The organism is Streptomyces sp. NPDC002690 (assembly GCF_053592415.1).
Genome location: NZ_JBSFVR010000109.1, coordinates 1 through 21,243 on the forward strand (window position 1 = coordinate 1; position 21,243 = coordinate 21,243).

A 21,243-nucleotide genomic window follows, 5' to 3' on the forward strand; every position below is an offset into this window, starting at 1 on the left:
GTCCGCCAGAAGCTCGTCAACACCCGCGAGCGCCTCGCCAAGGGCACCCCGCACCGCGTCGGCTGCGACTACCTCGGCACCTCCGAGCTCCTCGCCGACCTCACCCTCATCCAGACCTCGCTGCGCGAGCACCGCGGCGGCCTCTTCGCCGACGGCCGGATGGACCGCACCATCCGCACGCTGGGCGCCTTCGGCCTCCAGCTCGCCACCATGGACGTACGCGAACACGCCGACGCCCACCACCACGCCCTCGGCCAGCTCTTCGACCGGCTCGGCGAGGAGTCCTGGCGCTACACCGACATGCCCCGCGACTACCGGCAGAAGCTCCTCGCCAAGGAGCTCCGCTCGCGTCGCCCGCTCGCCCCGACCCCGGCTCCGCTGGACGCGGCGGGCGAGAAGACCCTCGGCGTCTTCCACACCATCCAGGAGGCGTTCGAGCGCTTCGGCCCCGAGGTCATCGAGTCGTACATCATCTCGATGTGCCAGGGCGCCGACGACGTGTTCGCCGCCGCCGTCCTCGCCCGCGAGGCGGGTCTCCTCGACCTGCACGCCGGCTGGGCGAAGATCGGCATCGTCCCGCTCCTGGAGACCACCGACGAGCTGCGCGCCGCCGACGTCATCCTCGACGAGATGCTCGCCGACCCCTCCTACCGGCGCCTGGTCTCGCTGCGCGGGGACGTCCAGGAAGTCATGCTCGGCTACTCCGACTCCTCCAAGTTCGGCGGCATCACCACCTCCCAGTGGGAGATCCACCGCGCCCAGCGCCGGCTGCGCGACGTCGCCCACCGCTACGGCGTACGCCTGCGCCTCTTCCACGGCCGCGGCGGCACCGTGGGCCGCGGTGGCGGCCCCTCGCACGACGCGATCCTCGCCCAGCCCTGGGGAACCCTGGAGGGCGAGATCAAGGTCACCGAGCAGGGCGAGGTCATCTCCGACAAGTACCTCATCCCGGCGCTCGCCCGCGAGAACCTCGAACTGACCGTCGCGGCCACCCTGCAGGCTTCCGCCCTGCACACCGCGCCGCGCCAGTCCGACGAGGCGCTGGCCCGCTGGGACGCGGCGATGGACACCGTCTCGGACGCCGCCCACTCGGCGTACCGCCGGCTGGTCGAGGACCCGGACCTGCCCGCGTACTTCCTGTCCTCCACCCCGGTGGACCAGCTCGCCGAGCTCCACCTCGGCTCGCGGCCCTCGCGCCGTCCCGACTCGGGCCTCGGCCTGGACGGACTGCGCGCCATCCCGTGGGTGTTCGGCTGGACCCAGTCCCGCCAGATCGTCCCCGGCTGGTTCGGCGTCGGCTCCGGCCTCAAGGCGCTGCGCGAGGCCGGTCTCGACACCGTGCTGGACGAGATGCACGGCCAGTGGCACTTCTTCCAGAACTTCCTGTCCAACGTCGAGATGACGCTGGCCAAGACGGACCTGCGGATCGCCCGCCACTACGTCGACACCCTCGTACCGGACGAGCTGAAGCACGTCTTCGACGTCATCGAGGCCGAGCACGCGCTCACCGTCGAGGAGGTCCTGCGGATCACCGGGAACACCGAACTCCTCGGTACCAGCCCGGTCCTCCAGCAGACCTTCGCCATCCGCGACGCCTACCTGGACCCGATCTCCTACCTCCAGGTCGCCCTCCTCAAGCGCCAGCGCGACGCGGCGGCGGCCGGCGAGGAAGCCGACCCGCTCCTCGCCCGCGCCCTCCTCCTCACCGTCAACGGTGTGGCCGCAGGCCTCCGCAACACCGGCTGAGCCTGCGGTACTTGCTCGCTGAACGAACTGCCCCCGTCCGGACGCGTCGTCCGGACGGGGGCATCTGCTTTTCGTGCACGAAGGCCGGCCAGCCAGGTTCAGCCGGGACCCCCATCACGCGCCGGTTTCCGCCTTCGCGGACCTGGTGGGGGCGGAGTCCGCTTCGCCGTCCCGCGTACACGCCCAGAGGGCGAACGCGAGGACGCTGACGGCGGCGCCCAGCGCGCAGACGGCGCCCCAACCCGCCGCAGCGTAGAGGGAGGTCGCGGCGATGGCGCCGGTGGCGCTGCCGGCCGAGTAGAAGACCATGTAGCCGCCGATCAGCCGGCTGCCCGCCTCCGGGTGGAGTGCGTGGATCAGGGTCTGGTTGGTGACGTGGACGGCCTGTACGGCGAGGTCGAGGAGGATCACGCCGACGAGCAGGGCCCAGAGGGAGCTGGGGGTGAAGGCCAGCGGCACCCACGAGAGGGCGAGCAGCGCCAGGGCGGTGCCGGTGGTCCACCCGGAGAGCCCGTGGTCGTTCAGGCGGCCTGCCGCCGTCGCGGCCAGCGCACCGGCGGCTCCGGCCAGCCCCAGCGCGCCGATCGCGGTGTGGGAGAAGGAGTACGGGGGTTCGCTGAGCGGCAGCGCGAGGCTGCTCCACAGGGTGCTGAAGGCCATGAAGATCAGCAGACCCAGTAGGGCTCGCAGCCGCACCAGCCGTTCCCGGGCGAACAGGGTGACGGTGGAGCGCAGGAGCTGTCCGTAGCGCAGGGGGGTCGGCGGGGCGTCGTGGTGGCGTGGCAGTACCCGGTGCAGGACCAGGGCGAGCAGTGCGGTGAGCGCGGCCGAGGCGAGATAGACGGAGCGCCAGCCCGCGAGGTCGGCCATGAGGCCGGAGACGGTGCGGGCGAGCAGGATTCCGAGGACCACGCCGCTGGTCACCGTACCGACGACGCGTCCGCGTCGGGCGGGAGGCGCGAGCGACGCCGCGTAGGCCACCAGCGTCTGGGTGACCACCGCGAGTAGCCCCGTAGCGGCCATGGCCACGAGCAGGACCGTCGCGGTACGGGCGGTGGCGACCGCCGCCAGCGCCGCGACCAGCAGGGCGAGTTGGGCCACGACGAGACGTCTGCGGTCGGTCGTGTCGCCCAGCGGCACCAGGAAGAACAGCCCCAGTCCGTACCCGGTCTGCGTGAGCGCGACGATGCCGCCGACCAGGGCGGGGCTCATGGAGAGGTCGTGGCCCACGGTCACCAGGAGCGGCTGGGCGAAGTAGACGTTGGCCACCGTGGTCCCGCAGGCGGCTGCGAACAGGAGGACGACGCCGCGCGACAGGGTGGGCAACGCCCGCTCCGGCGCGGCGGGTGCGGGCGTCCTGGTCGGTGTCCCGGCGTCAGGGTCGGTGGGCATGCGGGGTCCCCTCCACGCGATCGGTTGCAAGATGCTACCGATGTGGACCGTAGCGGCCGAGGGTGGCATCATGCAACCAGGATGAGATGGGCCGGGTGGACCGGGTGCCGGACGAGGAGGGCGGGGCGGCATGGTGGCAAGGACGCGCTTCGACGACAGCGACTGCCCCGTCGCGCGGTCGGTGGACGCGATCGGCGACTGGTGGTCGCTTCTGATCGTGCGGGACGCCTTCGACGGGAGCCGTCGGTTCGGGGAGTTCCAGCGCAGCCTGGGGGTGGCGAAGAACATCCTCACCGCGCGCCTGCGCGCCTTGGTCGCCGGCGGTGTCCTCGAATCCGTCCCCGCTTCGGACGGCAGCGCCTACCGCGAGTACGTACTGACCCCCAAGGGCAGATCCCTGTTCCCCGTCATCGTGGCGCTGCGGCAGTGGGGAGAGCGGAACTTCTTCGAGCCGGACGAGCCTCACTCCCGGATGGTCGACCGTGAGCAGGGGCTGCCTCTTCGCGCACTGGAAGTCCGGGCGGCGGACGGGCGATCGCTGGGCGCGGACGACACCGTCGTCCGCAAGGTCGCCCGGGGGTGAGGCGCGGCGGCGGGAGCCCGGAAGCCGTCACCCTGCCTGCGGGTAGCCCTGCGGGTAGCCCCGCAGGCGGCCCCGCGGGTAACCCCGCATCTCCCGCCGCACGGCCCCGCGCCTACGGGAAGTAGAGAGCGAGCTTGTCCAGTGTGTGGCGGGTGAACAAGCCGCCGTAGCCGGTCCCGCCCCGGTATGCCGTGGTTCGCGAGACGCCGGGGGCGGCCTCGACCGTGAGGGGGCGGCTGATCAGTGTCGTGCCGAGGAGGCGGGCGTCCTGGGCCGCCCATTGTGCCGCCTCGGGCTGTACGCGGGTGCTCACCAGGGCGGGGAGTACCTGTGCCACGTTGCGGGCGCCGGGTATGCCTCCGCGTGCGCTCTTCGCGTAGCTCATGGCCCACCCCGTGAACTCGTGCAGGACGGCAACGTCGATCTCGGGCACGGCTGCCGCGAAGACGAACAGCTCCAACTTCGTCCCGAACCAGCGGGCTTTGCGATCGGCGCGGTAGGCGGTCAATGATGGGTGGCCGTTCCAGTCCGACGTCCTCACCGTGCAACCGTCGGCCGTCAGTCGTCGGTTGAGTGCTGTGAGGTACGTGGCAGCCGCGTCGGCGGTCGGGTCGGGCGCAGGCGAATTCATGCGCGGATTCTCCAACGCCCTTGGTACACAAGGGAAGAGGGGCGTTCGCTCGACGGCGTACGGTACTCCGCGACGGGTGGCGAGCCGCCCCCGCGCGATCAACCCCTCACAACGCGAGGAAGGTCGCCACCAGCAGCGCCGCCCCCGCGACCCCCGCGGTCCACGCCGTGCGCGTCAGGCGCAGGCCGCCGCCGAGGACCAGCGACGCCAGGATCAGCGCGCCGCCCAACGGGAGCCAGGCGTGCAGGAATCCGGGAACACCGGTCCGTACGGCCTCGGCGCTGCCCGGCTTCAGCACCACCGGGAAGACGTCGCCCTTCTGTGCCGCGACCGAGCGCGTGACGATCACGCCCGAGCGCGGCGGGGACTGGGTGTCGGGGGCGTACGGCCCGGTGCAGGTGTCCTCGCCGCAGCCGGTCACCGTCAAGGTGCCGTGCTCGCGTCCCTTGGCCAGAATGATGTGGTGCGCGGTCTCCCACGACGCCCACCCACCCGCGACGAGCAGCAGCAGGGTGACCAGGGCCATCGCGCCGTTTCGGGCGACCAGGGCCAGGCGCTGGGAGGACTTCATGGTGGCCGATCTTTGGGCAGGACGATGCTCTCGGTCAACTTGTGTCCGAAAAGGGGCAGGGAAGCGGTGGGATTGTGGGGAGTTGGGTGTTCTCCGGCCGGGAGTCCGGCGTGGTTCGAGGGCGCGGCGTACGCGGATCGAGAGGCGGTCCGCCCCGACCTCCGGACGGCAGGGCGCGTGTCCGTGCGGGCCGGTCGAGTCTCTCCGTACGGAGGAGCCGCCGCGGAGGGTGCGCCCACGTCGGGGCCGGCCCGTGGTCCCTGGTGCACACGCGCCGGGAACCACGGGGCAGCCCTGTGCGGGCGTCGTCCGCGCGGCGGCCGAGCGGACGGACGCGGCTCTACGCGTCCGTCTCCCGCAGCGCCGTGAGGATCGCCAGTGGGGTCGCCGCCGCCCACGCCTGCGGGGAGCAGGAGTGCGGGTACGGGACCGGGCGCGGGTGGTCGGTGCGGCTGTAGCCGGCCATCACCTCCGGCAGTCGGTCGCCGTGGTGCCCGGCCGCGTCCAGCAGGCCGCGCGCGACGTCCCGGACCTCGTCGGCCAGGCCCGCTCGCGCGAGACCGAGCACGATGACCGCGTTGTCGTGCGGCCAGCAGGTGCCCCGGTGGTAGGAGAGCGGGTGGTAGCCCGGCTGTCCGGCCGCCAGGGTGCGGATCGCCCAGCCCGAGAAGAAGTCCGGCTCCAGGAGTCGTCGGCCGACGCGGCGGGCGTGCTCCCCGTCGAGGATGCCGGACCAGAGCAGGTGGCCCGCGTCGGAGGCGAGGGAGTCGACCTGCCGGCCCTTCCCGTCGAGGGCCAGGGCCGGGAAGTCCGGGCCGGTCATCCAGAAGTCGCGTACGAAGCGGTCCCGCAAGTCCTGTGCCGCCGCGTCCAGTTCGTCGGCCCAGGCGGGGTCGTCCCACACCGTGCGGGCGAGCCGGGCGGTGCGGACCAGGGCGTCGTACGCGTACCCCTGTGCCTCGGCGACGGCGATCGGGCCTTCGGCCTGGGTGCCGTCGAGGAAACAGATCGCGCCTTCGGAGTCCTTCCAGTTCTGGTTGACCAGGCCGCCCGGATCCGGGGTGTAGACGAGGTAGCCGCTGTCGGCGAGACCGCCGTCCCGGAACATCCACGCCACCGCCGCCCGTGCCTGCGGTTCGAGGCGCGCGGCGAGCCCGGTGTCCCCCGTGGTGAGGGCGTGGGCGTCCAGCAGGGTCAGGAAGAGTGGGGTCGCGTCCACGGAGCCGTAGTAACGGCCGTACGGGACCTGGCGGAACGCGGCCAGTTCGCCGTGCCGGATCTCGTGCGCGATGCGCCCCGGCTGCTCGCCCCGGAAGGCGTCGTACTCGGCGCCCTGGGTCGCGGCCAGCGCGGCGAGGGTGGCCGCGGCCGGCTCCGGGCGGTAGGGGAGCGCGAAGTGCGAGGTGAGCAGGGCGTCCCGGCCGAAGAGAGTCAGGAACCACGGCACCCCCGCACCCGGGACCCTCAGCTCCTCGCCGTCGGGTCCGAGCGCCGGGACGCGCAGCGACGCCAGGTCACCGAGCCCGCGGGCGACGGCTGCCGCGAGCCCGGCCGGAGCGTCGGTGGGCAGCGGCGGTGAAGCCTCCGGGCCCGAGAGGTCGGTGAACTCCAGAGCGTCCAGGGCCTGTTCGGCCGCGGCGGCGTCCGGGGTCGCCAACGGCCCGGGCGCCGGGGCCCCGTGCGGCTGGGCCGCCACGGTCAACAGCAGCTCCGCCGCCCCCTGGGCCGGTACCTCCAGGTGCCACCGGAGAATCCGGGTGGTCGACTCGGCCTCCACGAGGGCCACTTCGACCGGAGCGGGAGAGGCGGCGACGGTCGTTTGCGACAGCCAGTGCGCGCCGCGCTCGTACGCGAAGACGACCCCGTCGGGGGTGGGTGTGACGGTACGCCGCGCCCCGGTCTTGTCGTACCTGCGGTGGTCCGACCGCAGTTCGAACTGGTCGGCGAAGTCGGCGTCCACGGTGAGGCCGAGGACGGCGGCCACCGGCTCCGCCCGGTTGCTGACCAGGCGGACGCGCTCCGTCAAGTAACCATCACCCAGGGCCTGTTCGCGGAACACCGTGTAGGCGGGCGGCTCGTCACGCGTGCCGGGCGGAGTCAGGACACAGCTCGGGCCCCTTTCTCCGGCTGCGGGTACGAGGACGCCGGGGGCCGCGCCGTCCACGGTCAGTGTCCAGCGGCTCAGGTGGCGGGCGTCGCGGCGGAAGAGGCCGTCCGGGGAGGCGCCCCGGCGGCCGGTGATCCCGCCGTCCGCGCCCAGTACGGCGAACGTACCGGCGCGGACCAGGGTGATGTCGGTGCCCGCGCTCACGCGTCCGCCCCCACCGTCGTGTCCAGCGGCTGCCCGGATGCCGGGGAGTCCGTCCGCTCCGCGGTCACCAGCAGGTCCAGTGCGAGCGCGGCCGTCCAGCCGAAGTCGAGGGTGCCGCGGGCCTGTGCGGTGTGGGGGTCCACGTACTCCGCGAAGCCGCTGTTCCCGGCCGCTTCGAGCATCGCCGCGCGCAGCCGGTCGGCGGCGCGGGTCCGGCCGTACTGCCGCAGGCCGCGCTCCACCAGCCAGTTGGTGTTGAACCAGGCGGGTCCGCGCCAGTAGCGGGACGGGTCGAAAACGGCGCCTTCGAGGTCGTACGAGGGGACCATCGGCACCTCGCCGAGCCGGAAGGCGCTGCCTTCGGCGGTCCCGGTCAGCGCGTCGACGATCTCCCCCGGGAGACCGGGGACGATCAGCGGGATCAGCCCGGCGACGCTCTTCTCCGGGATCGGTTCGTCGCTCACCAGGTCGCGGCAGAGGAACATGCCGGCCTCCGGCGACCAGAGCCGTTCCACCAGGGCCTCGGTGAGGCGGGCGGCGCGCTCCTCGTGCGGGGCCGGGTCGACGCCCGTCTCGGCCGCGATCCGGGCGAGTGCGTGCTCCGAGACGATCAGCAGAGCGTTGACGCACGGGTCCTCGACGGCGAAGGCGTGGCCGGTGCCCGCGTCGGCGTAGCCGCCGTCGCGGTAGTCGGTGGCGAGCCGTACGTACCGTCCGTAGTCCAGGTCGGTGGGCCGCTCGGAGGGCTGGCCGTGATCGAGGTCGGCGCGCCGGTACGAGCCCGCGGGCGCCGGCTCGACGCGCCGCAGCGGCGCGTCCCAGCACGGGCTGTTGTCCATGCCGGGCTCCCAGGGGTGGACCATCGCGGCGAGACCGCCGCCGCCCAGGTCCCGGGGGCCCGTGAGGTAGTCGTGCCAGGCGGCGAGGCGTCCGTACACCCGGGGCAGGAAGCCGCGCCGACGGGAGTCCTCGGGGTCGGCGAGGTGCACCAGCCAGGCGGCCAGCGCGTGCACCGGCGGCTGGACGATGCCGGAGGTCTCGGTGTCGGCGGGGGCTCCGGCCGCCGCTCCGGCGCTCGAGGAGCGCCAGAAGTCGGGGCTCGGGAAGTACGCGTCGTGCGCGACCGCCGGGTTGAACACGATGTGCGGGACCCGGCCGTCCTTCCACTGCGCGTGCAGCAGGGTCTCCAGCTCGCGCTGGGCCCGGCGCACCGAGAGGTGGCGCAGGCCGATGGCGATGAACGCGGAGTCCCAGCTCCACTGGTGCGGGTAGAGGCCGCGGGAGGGCACGGTCGAGGAGCCCGTCCAGTTGGTGAGGAGGACGCGGGCCGCATCGTGCCGGAGACCCTCCGCCTCCCCGGCCGCGGGCGTCTCGACGAGGAGCGAGGTCACGCGCCCGACCTCCGCAGGAAGGCCGGGATGGAGCGGACGGCCTCGACCGGGTCACCGGTCAGCCGGCACTCGGCGGCGAGGTAGCCGTCGAAGCCGATGGTGTGCAGCGCCCCGATCCAGGCCGGCCAGTCCAGGTGGCCGGCGCCCGGCTGGAACCGGTTGGAGTCGCTGACCTGGGCGTGGCCGATGTACGGGGCCGCGGCGAGGATCGATGCCGACGGGTCGGCCTCCTCGATGTTCATGTGGTAGCTGTCGATGCCGATCTTCACCGAGTCCAGGCCCACGGTGCTCAGCAGGTCGACGGCCTGGTCCAGCCGGTTGACCATGTGGTCCTCGTACCGGTTGAGCGGCTCCAGGAAGAGGGTGACGCCCTCCGCGCGGGCGTGCTCGCCGAGCTCGGTGAGACCCGCGAGGAGCACCTCGCGGTCCTCCTCCTCGGAGCGCGGCGGCTCGAACGGGGGCAGCCGGCGCGAGAACATCCCGTACGACGCCGGGGTCTGCACGCCCAGCGCGCCGATCTCGGCCGCGACGCTGAGCTGCGACTTCATCTGCTCCAGGGCGTCCTTGCGCAGGGCGTCGTCGAAGGCGGCGAAGAAGTGCAGCATCTCGACGCAGACCGTCGGCATGACGACGCCGTCGGCCAGCGCCCGCTTCAGCTCGGGCAGGCGGTCGCGGAAGTGGAAGTCGCCCCGCGAGCGCAGCTCGACGGCGTCGAACCCGGCGTCCTGGGCGAACGCCCATTTCTCCTGGAGCGTGTCACCGGGGAGCAGCTGTTCCTGGCAGGCGGTCTTCAGCGAGGTCAGTGGCATGGGAGACCTTTCGGCGCCGCCGGCGGGCGGCACGCGGGGGGAGTGGCGGGAGGCGGGGGCCGGTACGGCGCGGGGCCGTACCGGCGGGACGCGCTGGGTGAGCCGGGTGGGGCCGAACTCCGGCTCGACCCGGGGTGCGTCGGCTCAGAACTCCAGGACGACCTGGAGGGCGTCGGCCGGGCGCTCGTCCAGCAGCACGTAGGCGTCGGCGGCGTCCGCCACCGGGACGATGTGGCTGACCAGGGACTTCACGTCGACCAGGCCCTCGGCGACCAGTGAGAGGAAGGTCTGCTGGAGTCGCTCGACGGTCCACCGGCCGGCCAGCTGCGGGGGGACCCCGCCGATCTGGGAGCAGATGAGCTGCACCCGGTTGTGGTGGAACTCGTCGCCGAGCCGCAGCCCGGCGCCGTCGCCCTGGTAGAAGCCGGAGGCGACCACACGGCCGCCCACGGTCACCGAGCGCAGGGCCTCGTGGAGGGCCGGGTACACCCCGCTGATCTCGATGGCGACGTCGGCGCCCTGGCCGCCGGTGGCCTCGCGGACGCGCTCGGCGACGCTGTCGGTACGGGCGTTCAGGGTGCGGCGCGCGCCGTAGGTGCGGGCGGTGCCGAGGCGGCCGTCGAGGGCGTCGACGGCGGTGACGCGGGCGCCGTTGAGCTGGGCGAGGCGGGTGGTGAGCAGGCCGATGACGCCCTGGCCGAAGACGGCGACCTCTTCGCCGAGGTGGATGTCGGCGGCGAGCACCGCGTTGTACGCGATGGCGCCGACGCGGGCGAAGGCGCCGGCCAGCGGTTCCAGGCCGGCCGGCAGGGTGTGGCCGACCATCCGCTCGGCGGGCACGATGCCCTCGCTGCGGTGACCCCAGATGCCCCAGACCAGGTCGCCCACGGCCGGCATGCCCGGTACGTCCGTCAGCTCGGGCGAGACCTCGGTCACTTCACCGACCTCGGAGTACCCCCAACCGGCCACCGGGTACTCGATGCCGGCCGCGCCGTCGCGGAAGAGACGGGCCTCGGCGTCCCAGGTCCGCGTCAGGTACGGGTTGGTGCCCCGGTAGGCGGTGAGCTCGGTGCCCGCGGAGATGCCGGAGTAGCGCGTACGAACCCGCAGGTGGCCCGCCGGGAGGGCGGCACTCTCGTGCTCGGCGACTTCTACCTGACGAGGGCCGGTGAACTGGACGACGCGTTCCACGGGGGTCTCCGTTGGTGCTGGGAGGGGACTGCTGCTGACTTAGGTCGAAGATATCTCACAGTTATGTCTTGTCAATAAGCAAAAGTGATGCTGAGATGCGTCATGAAAGTGCGTAAGTGGCGTGAGGACACAGCATGGTGATGAAGGCCCGATGGTCGAAGGCGACCCTCTTCGGACTCGCCGCGACTCTGGGAGCCGGCCTGCTCGCGGGCTGCTCCGGCAGCGCCGGTGCCGAGCAGAAGCCCGACAACCGGATCACGGTCTGGACGCAGGAGAACCTGGCGCCACGGATGGCGGCGACCAAGAAAGTGGTCGCCCGCTTCGAGAAGGAGACCGGCGTCCACGTCGACCTGGTCGGCGTGGACGAGGCCCAGCTCCCGCAGCTGATCATGTCCGCGGCTGCCGCCGGCGACCTCCCCGACGTGATCGGCGCCGTCCCCATGGGACAGGTCTGGCAGATGTACGGCAGCGGGCTGCTGAACACGGAGGTCGCCGGAAAAATCGTCGACGAACTCGGCGCCGGGACCTTCAACGCCAACGCCCTGGGGCTCACCGAGGACTCCGGCACCACCCTCGCCGTCCCCTCCGACGCCTGGCTCCAGCTCCTCGTCTACCGCAAGGACCTCTTCGCCAAGGCCGGGCTCGACGCCCCCGACACCTACGCCGCCGCCCTGAAGGCCGCCAGGACCCTCGACAAGGGCCCGGTCGACGGCATCTCCCTCGCCACCGACCCCTCGGACGCCTTCACCCAGCAGAGCTTCGAGGACCTCGCCCTCGCCAACGGCTGCCAACTCGTCGACGACGACGGCGAACCGGCCCTCGACTCCACCGCCTGCCGCAACGCCTTCGCCGCCTACGACGAACTGGGCGGAAAGCACGGCGCCCCCGGCACCCAGACCGTGGACTCCACCCGGGCCACCTACTTCTCCGGCAAGTCCTCGATGATGGTCTGGTCGTCCTTCCTCCTGGACGAGCTGGCCGGCCTGCGCTCCGACGCGCTGCCCAGCTGCGCCGCCTGCAAGGACGACCCGGGCTTCCTCGCCCGCAACACCGGCATCGTCACCTCCCTCCAGGGCCCCGACGGCAAGGAACCCGCCCAGTTCGGCGAGATCACCTCCTGGGCCGTCACCAAGACCGCCGAGACCGGCGCCTCCGCCAAGTTCATCGAGTACATGATGGGCAAGGGGTACGAGGACTGGTTCGGCATGGCCCCCGAGGGCAAGATCCCGGTCCGCACCGGCACCGCCACCGACCCCGGCGCCTTCCAGAAGGCATGGCGCGCCAGCGTCATGGGCGTGGACAAGCGCGAGTCCATGCAGAAGGCGTACCCCTCCGAACTCCTCGACCGGCTCGTCTCCGGCGTCGGCGACATGAAGCGGTGGGGCCTCGCCCAGGGCCAGGGCGCCCTCGTCGGCGCCACCAACGGCGAACTGCCCGTCGCCAAGGCCATCGGAGCGATGACCAGCGGCCAGAGCTCACCGGACGAGGCGGCCAAGGAAGCCAACGACGAAGTGGCAGCCCTCCAGAAATCCCTCCAGTAGCCGCACGGCCGCTCTCTCCCCGAGGTAACCGACCATGAGTACGAAAACCGGCGGCGCGACGGTGCGCCGCGGACGTCCACGGACCACCAGCAGCCGGGAAAACCGCGCGGGCCTCGCCTTCGTGACCCCTACCTTCCTGGTCGTCCTGGTCGTGGTGATCCTGCCGATCCTGTGGACCGTGCTGCTCGCCTTCCAGAACGCCAAGCTCGTCGACATCCAGGAGAACGGCCTCTTCGGCAACTGGACCCTGGACAACTTCCAGCAGGTCTTCGGCTCGCCCGGCTTCTGGAGCAGCCTCGGCACCACGCTGCTCTACACGGTCGGCGCCACCGCGGGCTCGATCGTCCTCGGCCTGGTCGCCGCCCTCGCGCTGCGCAAGCCCTTCCGGGGCCGAGGCATCCTGCGCGCCTCCATGCTGCTGCCGTACGTCGCCCCGGTCGTCGCCGTCTCCTTCGTCTGGGAGGTGGCCCTCAGCCCGCAGTACGGCATCGTCAACGAGTGGGGCAGCAAGCTCCTCGGGTGGGACGACCCGATCGCCTTCCTCTCCACCCGCTCCTACGAAGTCAGCCTCCTCGGCGCGCACTTCGACATCCCGCTGGCGCTGCTCACCGTCATCGCCTTCGAGTCCTGGCGCTACTTCCCGTTCGCCTTCCTCTTCATGCTGGCCCGCCTCCAGGCGGTCCCGGACAGCCTGGAGGAGGCCGCCACGGTCGACGGCGCCACCATCTCGCAGCGCTTCCGCCACATCCTGCTGCCGCAGATGATGCCCGTCATCGCCCTGCTGTCCGTCCTGCGCTTCATCATGACCTTCAACAAGTTCGACGACATCTACCTGCTCACCGGGGGCGGTTCGGGCACGGACGTCGTCGCGGTCCGCGTGTACGACTTCCTCACCTCGCGGTTCGACGTCGGCGCGGCCTCGGCCCAGGCGCTGATCCTCGCCCTCGTCCTCATGGTCCTGCTGGGCCTCTACTTCATGTTCTTCGGCAAGAAGGTCCAGGAGGAACAGGCATGACCACCGCCCCGTCCGTGACACGGCCCGAGGCCACCCGCCCCGGCAACACCGCCGGCCCCGCCCCGCGCAAGCGGCGCATGAGCCGCGCCCAGTTCGAGGAACGGTTCTTCGGCATCGCCCGCTGGGTGGTGATCGTCTTCCTCGCGGTGATCACGATCGTGCCCTTCTACTACATGCTGCTGCTGTCGGTGAAGCCGATCGACTCGCTGCTCGTGGACCCGGGGAACCTCTGGGTCTCCTCGAAGGACTTCACCCTCGACACCTACCGCAGCGTCCTGAAGTCCACCGAGGACGGCGGTCAGGGCTTCCTCGGGATGCTGGGCAACTCGGCTCTGGTGGCACTCGCCACCGTCGCGCTGACGCTGGCCGCCGCCGTACCCGGCGCGTACGCCGTCAGCCGGCTCAAGTTCTTCGGCAGCAGGCACGTCAGCGCGCTCTTCCTGGCCGTCTACCTCTTCCCGGCCACCCTGCTCGCCGTCCCGCTCTTCGTGATGTTCGCGAAGATGGGGCTCTCCGGCAGTCTCGTCGGACTCGCCATCGTCTACATCGCGCAGACGGTCCCGGTTTCGATCTACATGATGAAGAACTACTTCGTCACCATCCCGTTCTCGATCGAGGAGGCCGCCGCCATCGACGGCGCCTCCCGCCTCCAGACCGTGCGCAAGGTGATCCTGCCGCTCGCGCTGCCCACCCTGATGGCGACCGGGCTCTACGTCTTCATGATCGCCTGGAACGAGTTCCTCTTCGCGCTCCTCTTCCTCGCCGCCGACCCGGACAAGTGGACGGTCTCCCTCGGCCTCCAGCAGCTCGCCAACGGCATCGAGGTCTCCAAGACGGTCCTGATGGCCGGTTCGGTCATCCTTACCATCCCCGTGGTAATCCTTTTCTTCGCCTCCGAGCGGCTCCTCACCGAGGGACTGACCAGCGGCGCGGACAAGGGCTGACAACCTGGCAGCGGGAAAGACCGGCTGACGCCGGGTCACTGGCGGCCCACGGGGGCACGAGAGACGGGACGAGGACGACCACGATGGCAGGAAACCAGGCGAGCGCGGGACATCTGCTGCGGCTCATCCGCAGCGGTGAGGCCACCACGCGCGGCGAGCTCCAACAGGCCACCGGACTCTCCCGGTCCACCGTCGGGCACCGCCTCGACCAGCTCTTCGGGGCCGGCTGGCTGCGCGGCGCGACCGGTACGTCCACCGGCGGACGCCCGTCCTCCCGGCTGGAGTTCGACCCCACGCACGCCGTCGTCCTCGTCGCCGACCTGGAGACCCGGCACGGCCGCGCCGCCGTCGTCGACCTGTCGGGGAAGGTCCTCGCCGAGCAGACCGGAACCCTGGTCATCGCGGACGGCCCCGACGCCGTCCTCGACCGGCTCGCCCGCTGGTTCGGGCCGCTCCTGGAGGAAGCCGGCTCCGCACCGGACCAGGTCTGCGGCGTCGGCCTCTCCGTCCCCGGGCCCGTCGACTGGGAGAGCGCCCAGGTGGTCCAGCCGCCGATCATGCCCGGCTGGGACCGCTTCCCCGTACGCGAGCGGATGCGCGCCGCGCTCGCGGAGCACTTCGGCCCGGACGCCTTCGGCCCGGCCGTCTCCGGGGCGAAGGCCGCAGGCACCGAGTCGCTGCCCGTCTACGTCGACAACGACGCCAACCTCATGGCGCTGGCCGAACAGCGCGAGAACTACGCCGACTGCGGCGCGTTCGTCCTGGTCAAGGCGTCCACCGGCATCGGCGCGGGCATGGTCGTGGGCGGCGAGATGTACCGGGGCATCGACGGCGGCGCCGGCGACATCGGCCACATCCGCCTGCACGACCGGCTCGACGCGCTCTGCATGTGCGGGTCCTACGGCTGCCTCGCCGCCGTGGCCAGCGGCCGGGCCATCGCAGAACAGCTCACCGCCGCCGGGGTTCCCACCGCCTCCGGCTCCGACGTACGCCGCCACCTCGCCGCCGGACAGCCGGACGCCCTCCGCCTCGCCCGCGCCGCCGGACAGCGCGTCGGCGAGGTGCTCGTCACCGTGGTCACCCTCCTCAACCCGGGCGTCCTGATGCTCGGCGGCGACCTCGCGAGCACCCCGTTCCTCACCGGCGTGCGCGAACTCCTCTACCAGCGGGCCATGCCCCGCACCACCGCCAACCTCCAGGTGGTCAGCACCTCGCTCGGCGACCGCGCCGCCCTCGCGGGGGCCGCCGTCATGGTGGTCGAGCGCCTCTACGACCCCGACCGTGCCGACGCCCGCCTCGCCGCGCTCGCCGCCGGCGCGGCCGTCTGACCCGGGGCCTTTCGTCTGGATCAGGCCGGGTCCCGCCTGTCCGGCGGCGCCCGGCACGCACGCGACCCAGCCAGCACCCCGCCGTACGCACCTCGATGGAGAGCACCATGTCCCAAAGCCCCGCCGTCAGCACCCCGCCCGACGCCTGGCCGTACCCGCCGGTCCGCGTCGGCCTGGTCGGGGCGGGGCCGTGGGCCCGCACCATGCATGCCCGGATGCTGGCGGCCGGTCCCGAGACCACGCTGACCGGCGTCTGGGCCCGGCGCCCGGAGGCCGCCGCCGAGGTCGCGGGCGACTACGGGGCGACGGCCGCCGGCTCCTTCGAGGAACTGCTCGACGGCTGCGAAGCGGTCGCCTTCGCCGTGCCGCCCGCCGTGCAGGCGTCGCTCGCCGTCCGGGCGGCGAAGGCCGGTAAGGCCCTGCTGCTGGAGAAGCCGCTCGGTGCCGACCTCGCCGCCGCCCGCACGGTCGCCGACGCGGTCGCCGAGCACGGGGTGGTCTCGCAGCTCGTCCTCACCAAGCGCTACCACCCCGCGACCCGTGCCTTCCTCGCCGAAGCGGCCGGCCGCGAGTTCACCGGCGCCCGCTCCTGCTACCTCCACGGGGCGTTCCTCGGCGGCGAGTTCGCCACGTCCTGGCGGCTGGAACACGGCGCGCTGCTCGACCTCGGACCGCACCTGCTGGACCTGCTCGACAGCGCGGTCGCCCCGATCGTCTCCGTGCGCGGGACCGGCGACCCGCGCCGCTGGATCGAGCTGACCTGCGAACACGAGAACGGTGCGGTCAGCCAGGCGTCCCTGTCCGGGAGCGTCCAGCTGCCCCGTGCCCGTACGCGCATCGAACTCTTCGGCGCCGGTGAGGAGTTGGTCTACGACACCGCCGGCATCGACCACGAGGAGTGCTGGCCGGTGCTGCGGCGCGAGTTCGCCGGCGCCGTGCGCACCGGGAGGGGGACCGGCATCGACGCCGCGCGCGGTCTGCGCATTCAGCAACTGCTCGACCAGGCCCGGCCGGACGGCGCCTGACGGCCACGCGAAGGCGGCTCACCGTCGTCGAAGGGATTGTCGTCGCCGAGGGGCACTCCATGTCGGGCGCCCGGCCGGACATGTACGCCCACGCCCCCGGCGACCAGGCGTGCCGACCGCCCGCGTACTGCCGAAGCGGACACCACCGGCGGGCGATGGCCGAGAAAACCGCGAACCGCCCATGAACTCGCCCGGTCGGATGGTGATGTGCGTCCGACACGACCAAGCCCCGCTCGGCGAGTTCCGGCCGGACTCAACCGTCCCACCCCCTCGCGCGGGGTGGGACGGTGTGCGGGGCGGCGACGTTCTGCTTCTGACCGTGACACGGGCGGCGGCTTCGACGGCCCAGGACGGGGCGGCAGACCGGTCGGCCGCCAAGCCCCTTTGGCCGCTCAGGAGTTGTACGTTCCCTGGGCCCGCTCCAGGCCGTCCGCGAGCAGGGACTCCACCGCGTCCGCAGCCCGGTCCACCAGGTAGGCCAGTTCCTTGCGTTCGGTGGAGGAGAAGTCCTTCAGTACGAAGTCCGCGACCTGCATCCGGCCCGGCGGCCGGCCGATGCCGAAGCGCACCCGGTGGTACTCGGCGCCCATCGACTTCGTCATCGACTTCAGGCCGTTGTGCCCGTTGTCGCCGCCGCCCAGTTTCAGCCGCAGCGCGCCGAAGTCGACGTCCAGCTCGTCGTGGATCGCGACGACGTGGTCGGTCGGCACCTTGTAGAAGTCGCGCAGCGCCGTCACCGGACCGCCCGACAGGTTCATGTACGACTGCGGCTTCGCGAGGATCACCCGCCGGTTCGCCGGTCCGGGCGGGCCGATGCGGCCCTCCAGCACCTGCGCCTGCGCCTTCTGCGCCCGCTTGAACTTCCCGCCGATCCGCTCCGCCAGCAGGTCGGCGACCATGAAGCCGACGTTGTGCCGGTTCGCGGTGTACTCGGGGCCGGGATTGCCGAGACCCACGATGAGCCAGGGGTCGGTGACGTCGGACATCTGCGCGCTGTCTCCTCGGATGCGGGCCGGGCGGGAAAGGCGGCCGGAGGGCGTGGTCACGGGGCCGGTACGGGCTGTACCGGGCTGTACGGGCCTGGAGAAGTGCCCCGCACAGGCCGACGGGGCGGCGGACTCCCCGGAAGGGAGGCCGCCGCCCCGTCAGTCAAGCAGGTCGAACGAGGGCGAGGCTCAGGCCTCGGTGCTCTCGGCCTCGGCGTCGGCGGCCGGCTCCTCGGCCTGCGCGGCGACGACCTGGAGCACGATGGCGTCCTCGTCACCGGAGAGCACGGAGCCCTTCGGCAGCGTGATGTCCTTGGCGAGGATCGAGTCACCCGCGGACAGGCCGGCGACGGAGACCGTCACGGACTCGGGGATGTGGGTGGCCTCGGCCTCGACGCTCAGGGTGTTCTGGACGAACTCCAGCAGGAAGGCGCCCGGGGCCAGGTCGCCCTCGGTCTCGACGGCGATCTCGACGTTGACCTTCTCGCCGCGCTTGACGGTCAGCAGGTCGACGTGCTCGATGTTGCCCTTGAGGGCGTTGCGCTGCACGGCCTTCGGGATGACGAGCGCGTTCTTGCCGTCGATCTCCAGGCCGATCAGGACGTTCGGCGTGCGGAGCGCGAGCTGGAGCTCGTGGGCCGGCAGGTTGATGTGCACGGCCTCGGCGCCGTGGCCGTAGACGACCGCGGGAACCAGGTTGGCGCGACGGGCGCGGCGGGCGGCACCCTTGCCGAACTCGGAACGGGCTTCGACGGCGAGGTTGATCTGGTCGGCCATGGCTGCACTCCTCGTGAGGTGACGAAAGACGGACTGGTCACCCGGCCACGACTTGATGGCCTGCTACGAAGAGCGCGTCGATAACGGACCGCCGTACATGAGTACGGCCTCCCTCGCCGAGCAACTCCGTGAGTCTACCCGGCGGGGAGGCCGTCCCCCAAGTGGATCATTTCCGCCCGCACCAGCGCCCCGCTGACCTGCGGGTTACTCGTGCAACGTGGCGGAACGGTGTGCGGCGGTCGGACCGCTCGCACGGGTGGCGACGGTCAGTGCTCGTCGCTCTCGAACAGGCTGGTGACCGAACCGTCCTCGAAGACCTCGCGCACCGCGCGCGCGATCGTCGGGGCGATGGAGAGCACCGTGATCTTGTCGAGCTCCAGCTCGCCCGGGGTCGGCAGGGTGTCCGTGAAGACGAACTCGCTGACCTTGGAGTTCTTCAGGCGGTCCGCGGCGGGACCCGAGAGGACACCGTGGGTGGCCGTCACTATGACGTCCTCGGCACCGTGCGCGAACAGGGCGTCGGCGGCGGCGCAGATCGTGCCACCGGTGTCGATCATGTCGTCGACCAGGACACAGACCCGGCCCTCGACGTTGCCGACGACCTCGTGGACGCTGACCTGGTTCGGAACGTCCTTGTCGCGGCGCTTGTGCACGATCGCCAGCGGGGCGTCCAGACGGTCGCACCAGCGGTCGGCGACGCGGACGCGGCCGGCGTCCGGGGAGACGATCGTCAGCTTCGAGCGGTCGACCTTGGCACCGACGTAGTCGGCGAGGATCGGCAGCGCGAAGAGGTGGTCGACCGGGCCGTCGAAGAAGCCCTGGATCTGGTCGGTGTGCAGGTCGACGGTGAGGATGCGGTCGGCACCCGCCGTCTTCATCAGGTCCGCGACCAGACGGGCCGAGATCGGCTCGCGACCGCGGTGCTTCTTGTCCTGGCGGGCGTAGCCGTAGAACGGCACGATCACCGTCACCGAACGTGCCGAGGCGCGCTTGAGCGCGTCCAGCATGATCAGCTGCTCCATGATCCACTTGTTGATCGGAGCCGTGTGGCTCTGGATCAGGAAGCAGTCGGCGCCGCGGGCGGACTCCTGGAAGCGGACGTAGATCTCACCGTTGGCGAAATCGAAGGCCTTCGTCGGCACGAGACCGACACCCAGCTGGTGTGCGACCTCCTCGGCCAGCTCGGGGTGGGCGCGGCCGGAGAAGAGCATGAGTTTCTTCTCGCCGGTCGTCTTGATCCCGGTCACAGCACAGTCTCCTCAGACGTGTTTCTGACCGCTGCACGCATCTGTCCCGATGTGCAACGTGCCAGCCGAAATGGGTGAGCATCTATCACGGTACGCCGAGTCCGGCGCACGTGTTTCCGGTCAGCTTTCGCTGTCGGAATCCTGCGTGGCGGCCAAGGCGGCCTGAGCGGCGGCGCTTCCGGGCCGCTTACGCGCGACCCAACCCTCGATATTCCGCTGCTGGCCCCGGGCGACGGCCAGGGAACCCGCGGGTACATCCTTGGTGATGACCGAGCCCGCGGCGGTGTAAACCCCATCGCCGACCGTGACCGGTGCCACAAACATATTGTCCGAGCCGGTGCGGCAGTGCGAACCGATCGTGGTGTGGTGCTTGGCCACCCCGTCGTAGTTCACGAACACGCTGGCAGCACCGATGTTGCTGTGGTCGCCGATGGTCGCGTCGCCCACGTACGACAGGTGGGGGACCTTGGTCCCCTCGCCGATCGTGGCGTTCTTCATCTCGACGTACGTACCGGCCTTCGCCTTCGCGCCGAGCTTCGTGCCGGGCCGCAGGTAGGCGTACGGGCCCACGGTGGCGCCGGGGCCGATCTCGGCGCTGTCGGAGACCGTGTTGTCCACCCGGGCGCCCTCGTGGACGACGGTGTCCTTCAGCCGGGAGTTCGGGCCGACCTCGGCGTCCTCGGCGACGTGGGTGTTCCCGAGCAGCTGCGTACCGGGGTGCACCACCGCGTCCTGGCCGAAGGTGACCGTCACGTCGACCAGCGTCGAAGCCGGGTCCACGATCGTCACGCCCGCCAGCATGGCCTGCTCCAGCAGCCGCTGGTTGAGCAGACGACGGGCCTCGGCGAGCTGCACGCGGTTGTTGATGCCGAGGATCTCCCGGTGGTCCCCGGCGACCGAGGCGCCGACGCGGTGGCCGGCCTCGCGCACGATCGACAGCACGTCGGTGAGGTACTCCTCGCCCTGGCTGTTGTCGGAGCGCAGCTTGCCGAGCGCGTCCGCGAGCAGCCGGCCGTCGAAGGCGAAGACCCCGGAGTTGATCTCCCGGATCGCGTGCTGGGACGGGCTCGCGTCCTTGTGTTCGACGATCTCGGTGACCGCGCCGGTGACGGCGTCGCGCACGATCCGGCCGTACCCGGTGGAGTCCGGGACCTCGGCGGTGAGCACGGTGACGGCGTTGCCGTCCGAGGTGTGGGTGGCGGCGAGCGCGCCGAGCGTCGCACCGGTGAGCAGCGGGGTGTCGCCGCAGACGACGATCACGGTGCCCTCGACGCCGCCGAGCTCCTGGAGCCCGATGCGGGTGGCGTGCCCGGTGCCGTTCTGCTCGGCCTGGAAGGCGGTGCGCACGCCCGCGTCCGTCGTTCCGAGGTGCGCGACGACCTCCTCGCCGGCGTGCCCGACCACCACGACGAGGTGTTCCGGTTCGAGTTCGCGGGCGGCGGCGACGACGTGCCCGACGAGCGAGCGCCCGGCGACCTCGTGGAGGACCTTGGGCGTCTTCGACTTCATGCGGGTGCCTCCACCCGCTGCGAGGACGACGACTGCTGCGGGGCTGTTGGCGCTCACGGATGTGCCCTTCGGCTTTCGGGTGCGGTCACCCGCAGGATACCGGGGGTGCACGTACCGGAAACGGGCGCGGGCCCCGACCGGTGAGGTCGGGGTGAAGCCCTCCGCCGCCTTGCCGCGGCAGGCGTCATCGTGAAGATCGCCCAGAAGAGCGCCACCTACCGACTCGCCGAGCGGTGAGCGCACCTC

General features: G+C 71.7%; 18 protein-coding genes. 7 read left to right on the top strand and 11 right to left on the bottom strand.

Features of this window, described 5'->3' with window-relative positions:
- The coding region (locus ACWD3D_RS16125; RefSeq protein WP_451461483.1) for a phosphoenolpyruvate carboxylase at positions 1–1,746 on the top strand (1,746 nt) is incomplete at its 5' end.
- 114 nt (positions 1,747–1,860) lie between these two features.
- On the opposite strand, the gene ACWD3D_RS16130 is transcribed toward ACWD3D_RS16125, so the two are convergent.
- On the bottom strand, positions 1,861–3,138 hold the full coding sequence (locus tag ACWD3D_RS16130) for an MFS transporter (protein ID WP_451461484.1): 1,278 nt from the start codon (positions 3,136–3,138) through the stop codon (positions 1,861–1,863).
- Positions 3,139–3,268: 130 nt separating this feature from the next.
- Here ACWD3D_RS16130 and ACWD3D_RS16135 point away from each other — a divergent pair, with 130 nt between their 5' ends.
- On the top strand, positions 3,269–3,721 hold the full coding sequence (locus tag ACWD3D_RS16135; RefSeq protein WP_451461485.1) for a winged helix-turn-helix transcriptional regulator: 453 nt from the start codon (positions 3,269–3,271) through the stop codon (positions 3,719–3,721).
- A gap of 112 nt (positions 3,722–3,833) precedes the next feature.
- Here ACWD3D_RS16135 and ACWD3D_RS16140 read toward each other — a convergent pair whose 3' ends face one another.
- From ACWD3D_RS16140 to ACWD3D_RS16165, 6 genes are all read right to left on the bottom strand, one after another.
- The gene (locus tag ACWD3D_RS16140) at positions 3,834–4,352 is read right to left on the bottom strand and encodes a hypothetical protein (RefSeq protein ID WP_451461486.1); all 519 of its coding nucleotides are present in this window, start codon (positions 4,350–4,352) and stop codon (positions 3,834–3,836) included.
- Between the two features lie 106 nt (positions 4,353–4,458).
- The gene (locus ACWD3D_RS16145) at positions 4,459–4,923 is read right to left on the bottom strand and encodes a hypothetical protein (RefSeq protein ID WP_451461487.1); all 465 of its coding nucleotides are present in this window, start codon (positions 4,921–4,923) and stop codon (positions 4,459–4,461) included.
- Positions 4,924–5,263: 340 nt separating this feature from the next.
- Positions 5,264–7,234 (bottom strand): amylo-alpha-1,6-glucosidase, encoded by a 1,971-nt coding sequence (locus ACWD3D_RS16150; RefSeq protein ID WP_451461488.1) that lies wholly within the window; start codon positions 7,232–7,234, stop codon positions 5,264–5,266.
- Complete coding sequence (locus tag ACWD3D_RS16155; RefSeq protein WP_451461489.1) at positions 7,231–8,625, bottom strand: MGH1-like glycoside hydrolase domain-containing protein; 1,395 nt, start codon at positions 8,623–8,625, stop codon at positions 7,231–7,233. Before ACWD3D_RS16155 ends, ACWD3D_RS16150 begins: the two co-directional genes overlap by 4 nt.
- Positions 8,622–9,434 (bottom strand): sugar phosphate isomerase/epimerase family protein, encoded by an 813-nt coding sequence (locus ACWD3D_RS16160; RefSeq protein ID WP_451461490.1) that lies wholly within the window; start codon positions 9,432–9,434, stop codon positions 8,622–8,624. Before ACWD3D_RS16160 ends, ACWD3D_RS16155 begins: the two co-directional genes overlap by 4 nt.
- A 144-nt stretch (positions 9,435–9,578) precedes the next feature.
- Positions 9,579–10,625 carry a zinc-dependent alcohol dehydrogenase gene (locus ACWD3D_RS16165; protein WP_451461491.1) on the bottom strand — a complete coding sequence of 349 codons (1,047 nt, stop codon included), beginning with the start codon at positions 10,623–10,625 and terminating at the stop codon, positions 9,579–9,581.
- A gap of 134 nt (positions 10,626–10,759) precedes the next feature.
- On the opposite strand from ACWD3D_RS16165, the gene ACWD3D_RS16170 reads away from it, so the two are divergent.
- The 5 genes from ACWD3D_RS16170 (at position 10,760) to ACWD3D_RS16190 (ending at position 16,478) form a co-directional block, all read left to right on the top strand.
- Entirely contained in the window at positions 10,760–12,166 is a 1,407-nt protein-coding gene (locus ACWD3D_RS16170; RefSeq protein WP_451461492.1) for an ABC transporter substrate-binding protein, read from the top strand.
- A gap of 34 nt (positions 12,167–12,200) precedes the next feature.
- Complete coding sequence (locus ACWD3D_RS16175) at positions 12,201–13,181, top strand: carbohydrate ABC transporter permease (protein ID WP_451461493.1); 981 nt, start codon at positions 12,201–12,203, stop codon at positions 13,179–13,181.
- Between the two features lie 77 nt (positions 13,182–13,258).
- Positions 13,259–14,125 (top strand): carbohydrate ABC transporter permease, encoded by an 867-nt coding sequence (locus tag ACWD3D_RS16180; protein WP_451461498.1) that lies wholly within the window; start codon positions 13,259–13,261, stop codon positions 14,123–14,125.
- 83 nt (positions 14,126–14,208) lie between these two features.
- Positions 14,209–15,453 carry an ROK family transcriptional regulator gene (locus ACWD3D_RS16185; protein WP_451461494.1) on the top strand — a complete coding sequence of 415 codons (1,245 nt, stop codon included), beginning with the start codon at positions 14,209–14,211 and terminating at the stop codon, positions 15,451–15,453.
- 107 nt (positions 15,454–15,560) lie between these two features.
- A complete protein-coding gene (locus ACWD3D_RS16190; protein ID WP_451461495.1) occupies positions 15,561–16,478 on the top strand; it encodes a Gfo/Idh/MocA family protein in 918 nt (305 codons plus the stop codon).
- Positions 16,479–16,870: 392 nt separating this feature from the next.
- Here the strand turns inward: ACWD3D_RS16190 and pth are convergent, their stop codons facing one another.
- The 4 genes from pth to glmU form a co-directional block, all read right to left on the bottom strand.
- On the bottom strand, positions 16,871–17,464 hold the full coding sequence (gene pth / locus ACWD3D_RS16195) for an aminoacyl-tRNA hydrolase (protein WP_451461496.1): 594 nt from the start codon (positions 17,462–17,464) through the stop codon (positions 16,871–16,873).
- A gap of 189 nt (positions 17,465–17,653) precedes the next feature.
- Positions 17,654–18,241: a 50S ribosomal protein L25/general stress protein Ctc gene (locus tag ACWD3D_RS16200; protein ID WP_266707987.1), complete on the bottom strand. Its 588-nt coding sequence runs from the start codon at positions 18,239–18,241 to the stop codon at positions 17,654–17,656.
- A 266-nt stretch (positions 18,242–18,507) separates the two neighbouring features.
- Entirely contained in the window at positions 18,508–19,488 is a 981-nt protein-coding gene (locus tag ACWD3D_RS16205; RefSeq protein ID WP_387363498.1) for a ribose-phosphate diphosphokinase, read from the bottom strand.
- 120 nt (positions 19,489–19,608) lie between these two features.
- Positions 19,609–21,054, bottom strand: coding sequence for a bifunctional UDP-N-acetylglucosamine diphosphorylase/glucosamine-1-phosphate N-acetyltransferase GlmU (gene glmU / locus ACWD3D_RS16210; protein WP_451461497.1), 1,446 nt, complete (start codon positions 21,052–21,054; stop codon positions 19,609–19,611).
- Positions 21,055–21,243 lie beyond the last annotated feature (189 nt).

What these genes read in the sequence shown, in the direction of transcription:
- ACWD3D_RS16130 (WP_451461484.1), bottom strand. Translation starts at nt 3,138, where the DNA reads ATGCCCACCGACCCTGACGCCGGGACACCGACCAGGACGCCCGCACCC.
- ACWD3D_RS16135 (WP_451461485.1), top strand. Translation starts at nt 3,269, where the DNA reads ATGGTGGCAAGGACGCGCTTCGACGACAGCGACTGCCCCGTCGCGCGG.
- ACWD3D_RS16140 (WP_451461486.1), bottom strand. Translation starts at nt 4,352, where the DNA reads ATGAATTCGCCTGCGCCCGACCCGACCGCCGACGCGGCTGCCACGTAC.
- ACWD3D_RS16145 (WP_451461487.1), bottom strand. Translation starts at nt 4,923, where the DNA reads ATGAAGTCCTCCCAGCGCCTGGCCCTGGTCGCCCGAAACGGCGCGATG.
- ACWD3D_RS16160 (WP_451461490.1), bottom strand. Translation starts at nt 9,434, where the DNA reads ATGCCACTGACCTCGCTGAAGACCGCCTGCCAGGAACAGCTGCTCCCC.
- ACWD3D_RS16170 (WP_451461492.1), top strand. Translation starts at nt 10,760, where the DNA reads ATGGTGATGAAGGCCCGATGGTCGAAGGCGACCCTCTTCGGACTCGCC.
- ACWD3D_RS16175 (WP_451461493.1), top strand. Translation starts at nt 12,201, where the DNA reads ATGAGTACGAAAACCGGCGGCGCGACGGTGCGCCGCGGACGTCCACGG.
- ACWD3D_RS16180 (WP_451461498.1), top strand. Translation starts at nt 13,259, where the DNA reads ATGAGCCGCGCCCAGTTCGAGGAACGGTTCTTCGGCATCGCCCGCTGG.
- ACWD3D_RS16185 (WP_451461494.1), top strand. Translation starts at nt 14,209, where the DNA reads ATGGCAGGAAACCAGGCGAGCGCGGGACATCTGCTGCGGCTCATCCGC.
- ACWD3D_RS16190 (WP_451461495.1), top strand. Translation starts at nt 15,561, where the DNA reads ATGTCCCAAAGCCCCGCCGTCAGCACCCCGCCCGACGCCTGGCCGTAC.
- pth (WP_451461496.1), bottom strand. Translation starts at nt 17,464, where the DNA reads ATGTCCGACGTCACCGACCCCTGGCTCATCGTGGGTCTCGGCAATCCC.
- ACWD3D_RS16200 (WP_266707987.1), bottom strand. Translation starts at nt 18,241, where the DNA reads ATGGCCGACCAGATCAACCTCGCCGTCGAAGCCCGTTCCGAGTTCGGC.